The sequence below is a fragment of the Embleya sp. NPDC025285 genome, from assembly GCF_055558835.1.
Window position 1 is genome coordinate 1 of record NZ_JBVHLU010000243.1, and the last position, 3684, is coordinate 3684.

The 3684-nt window shown below is 68.4% G+C and carries 3 protein-coding genes and 3 pseudogenes; 1 reads left to right on the forward strand and 5 read right to left on the reverse strand.

Features of this window, described 5'->3' with window-relative positions:
- Positions 1–96: 96 nt before the first annotated feature.
- Positions 97–567, forward strand: a pseudogene (locus ACZ4FV_RS51760) (phytoene desaturase family protein); the annotation flags it as partial.
- A gap of 47 nt (positions 568–614) precedes the next feature.
- Here the strand turns inward: ACZ4FV_RS51760 and ACZ4FV_RS51765 are convergent.
- The 5 genes and pseudogenes from ACZ4FV_RS51765 to ACZ4FV_RS51785 all read right to left on the reverse strand — a co-directional run.
- Positions 615–1136, reverse strand: a pseudogene (locus ACZ4FV_RS51765) (glutamate-cysteine ligase family protein); the annotation flags it as partial.
- Positions 1067–1900, reverse strand: coding sequence for a cytochrome c oxidase assembly protein (locus ACZ4FV_RS51770; RefSeq protein WP_465328393.1), 834 nt, complete (start codon positions 1898–1900; stop codon positions 1067–1069). The gene ACZ4FV_RS51770 and the pseudogene ACZ4FV_RS51765, both read right to left, overlap by 70 nt.
- Positions 1900–2466: a DUF2243 domain-containing protein gene (locus tag ACZ4FV_RS51775; protein WP_465328395.1), complete on the reverse strand. Its 567-nt coding sequence runs from the start codon at positions 2464–2466 to the stop codon at positions 1900–1902. Before ACZ4FV_RS51775 ends, ACZ4FV_RS51770 begins: the two co-directional genes overlap by 1 nt.
- 167 nt (positions 2467–2633) lie before the next feature.
- Complete coding sequence (locus ACZ4FV_RS51780) at positions 2634–2975, reverse strand: hypothetical protein (RefSeq protein ID WP_465328397.1); 342 nt, start codon at positions 2973–2975, stop codon at positions 2634–2636.
- Positions 2976–3468: 493 nt separating this feature from the next.
- Positions 3469–3684: pseudogene (locus ACZ4FV_RS51785) on the reverse strand (aa3-type cytochrome oxidase subunit I); the annotation flags it as partial.

Sequence of the window (3684 nt, forward strand, 5' to 3'; positions counted from 1 at the left end):
TTCCGGCGGATAGTGCTTCATCCCCACGGGGACTCCGTTCTCCTGAACCATCAAGATCCAGTGTCTTCGATGTCCACACATCAGGGGGAACGCCCGATGACCACGACGGACCCCACCCGTTCCCCGGCCGGAACGGAATCCGCCTGGGCCTATACTCACGTTCCCAGGCAGGTCACCGAGGACCTGGGTGGCCGCCTTACTGGGCGCTGGGACCTCGCGGAGACGGAAACGTACGCGGATCGTCTCGAAGCGCGGGTCGAGTCTTTCGCGCCGGGATTTCGCGCACGGATCATCGCGCGCCGGATCCTGTCCCCGCTGGACCTCGAAGCAGCGGACGAGAGCTTGGTCGGCGGTGCTCTCAACGGCGGATCCGCCGCGCTCCACCAGCAATTGCTCTTCCGCCCCGTCCCGGGATCCGGCGGCTCGCGCACACCGGTTCGCCGGCTGTACCTGGCTTCCGCATCCGCGCACCCCGGCGGTGGTGTCCACGGGGCCTGCGGCGCGAACGCCGCCCGGGCGGCCCTGCGCACCGACCGCATGGCTGTCACGCGCGTCACCGGCCGATGATCGCCGGCGAGACGCGCGCGATGTCGGACGCCTGAGGGCCGTCGATCGTCCTTGACCGGAATGTGCATACCGTTGATCAATTGCTCGTCGACCAGTCGCGCAGCGTCCGTGTGCAGATACCGGTAGCGCGGACGCGCCGTGACCGACGGCTGCCCCTCGGAGGCGAAGGCCGCCGAACCGCAAGGCGCGAGCATGCACCCGGTCTGCTCGGCCGCAGCGGAGACCGCCCGCCGCAGCCGCAGCAGGTGATCGCCGACTTCGCCGAGGCTCTCGCACACCGGGGTCGCCACCGAATGCCCGGGCCAACACTGACCGACACGATGCCTTCCGCGCTCAGGCGGAGCCCGAAGAGTTCCTGCGCGAGCGTCGTATGGTGCGACTTCGCCCGCCCGCAGGTACCTCGTCTCAACTTCGCGCGTGAATCCGCACTGGCCGGGCCGGCCACCATACGTTCGTGAATGGCCTGAGACAGGCCGAACCCCTGACGTCTGCCCGCGTGTCAGGCGCGGCCGGCTGCCGGCCCGACGACGGATGATCTGATCGCGGTGCGCCTGCGGGAGGGGCGCCAGGTGGCGACGAGGGCGGCCGCGAGGAGCAGTTCGGCGATGTCGCCGCCGTAATACATGATCTGCCCGGCACCCTGGACCTCATCGACAGGCGCGCGGACGTCGATGAGGAAGCCTCCGTACATCAGCTGCGCGATACCGGCGTGTGCGGCGACGGCGACACCGATGACGACGAGCCGCGCGGGCACGCCCGGCCGGTGCGGAGCGGGATCGGAGCCGGCGATCGCCCATGCGAACAGGCACCCCGAAAGCAGGAAGTGAGCATGCAACAGCCAGTGCAGGACGGGTCGTTGCGAAGTTACGTTGTACACAGGGGTGAAATACACAACGACCAGGCTTCCGGTGCTCAGCAGCAATGCGGCGACCGGGTGGGCGATCACGCGTGAAGGCCGACTGCGCAACATCGCGATCAGCCGCCGGGCATGGGCGGCGGGAAGCGTCCGCAGCAACAGCGTGATCGGGGCGCCCAAGATCAGGGCAAGGGGCGCGTACATGCCGATCAGCATGTGTTGGAGCATGTGTCCGCGAAAGTCCTCGTGCGCGTACGACGCGATCGGCGGCGACGTCGCCGCGGCCAGGAGGGTGCATCCCGCTACGAACGCGATACTTCTCCTCCGGTCCCCGCCCGACGCGCGATGGCGCGCGTGCGCACGGTGAACGAGGAGGAGGTACCCGGTCGCGAGCAGCAGCACGACTGCGGGAACGAGTAATTCCCATGCCACTCCACCACCGGCGTGGTTTTCGTGGTGGTGTCCCTCGCCGGTCATCAGGCTTGTCGTCCGGATCGTCCGTGCGTGCCGGAAACGTGGGGTTCGAAGCGTAGGCCCCCACGCTGCAGGATCCAGCCGGCGAGTACGAACACCGCCCCCAACAGCAGGAAGCCCATGTCCCACCACCGTTGGTAGGGACCGTCGTGAACGTGGTGGATCCCCATGATCTGGTGGTCCAGCACGCCTTCGACGAGGTTGAACAGGCCCCAACCGACCAGGATCCACCCCCACAGCACCCTTGAGGCCCACACGCGGCGTCGGCTGTGCGTGACCCGTGCGTACAGGATGCCGAGACCGGTCAGCACGGCGAGCCAGCACACGGCGTGGAAGACGCCATCCCAGACCGTGTTCATCTCCAGTCCCGAGACGGTGTTGGGCGAGTAGTACCGCACTCCGATCCGGTCGTGATTGGTCCCCGTGAGCATGTGATGCCATTGCAGCAGTTGGTGTAGCGCGATGCCGTCGACGAAGCCGCCCAGTCCGACTCCCAGTACGATCCCCGGAAGCCGGATGCTGCTCGCAATGTCATCGCGGCGCTCGGCACCACAGCCGATGGTGGCCATGTCGCGTGTTCCTCCCGGTCGACAACGGGTCCCACGCCCGCTTCCCGGAACAGCCCGTCTCACTCGCGGCCGAAGGCCTCATAACGTCCGCGTAGGCGACGCGCCGTCTCTGACCCCACGCCCAGGCCCCAATTCCCAAGCCTCGTGGTCCACACCCGGTCTCGGATCTACTTGTCGCCGCTGCCTCGGCCTGTACCAGCCTGGCGTCGGTTGCGGACCACCAACACGACGATCACGGCGATGACCGCGATCACGCCTGCCATGACGGCGGGGAGTACCCAGGGGTTCTCGTCGGTGTCGGTGTCCTGTGCACTCGGGGGCGCCGAGTCGATGGGGGCCGAGGGACTCGCCGGCAGGGGCTGTGCGGCCGACGCGCCGTCGCCGCCGGGCGTGGCGGAGGGGCTTGGTGCCCAAGTGCCCGGCAGTCCGGGGACCTCGCCGCGGAACCCGATCGCGAGGTAGCTTTCCTGGCTGCGGTCCCCGCCGCCGCCGACCTTGGTGGTGGCCACGGCGCAGCGGGTGTGCAGGCAGTCGACGGGACCGAACGCGGCGCGTACGCGCAGCTCTCGGGCGAAGGAGCCGTCGGTGTCGACCCGAACGGGCTCTTCGCCGAGTTCGAGTGTCGCATGCCTTGTCGGGGCCTTGGGCGGGGTCGCACGTGTTGACGCGCACCTCGCTGCCGGGCCGGTAGCCGCGGCCTGTCACGGTGATGCGATCGCCGGCGGGGTCCAGCGTGCCGGTGCGGTCGGCGGTCAGGGTCGGTCGACCGTCATTCGTGGGGACGGGGGAGGCGTGCGCGCGTTCCGGCGAGTTCGCGAGTGTCCACATCAGGAGGGGTGCTGCGGTGAGGGTGAGGGCGGCTCGAAGGGGACGGCCGGTCGAGGGCATGACCATGATGCTTCCAATCGTTTCGAGTTCGCCGTCGGCCTGTGCGCGCATGGCGGTGCCTTGTCCTGGTTTCCGGTCAATCAGATTTCCGGGAGTACAAACGCGAAAGCGTTCCTACCTGCCCATTTTGTCGGGGTTGACGTCGAGGAGACCCTCTCTTCCGCGTTGGGTCTCGTAGTCCAGGACGGCGATCTCGGGGTGGCGCAGGTCGAACGCCGGGGATTCGGAGCGGATCCGGGGCAGCCTGGTGAAGTTGTGCCGGGGTGGCGGGCAGGAGGTGGCCCATTCCAGTGAGCGTCCGTAGCCCCAGGGGTCGTCCACGATCACCTC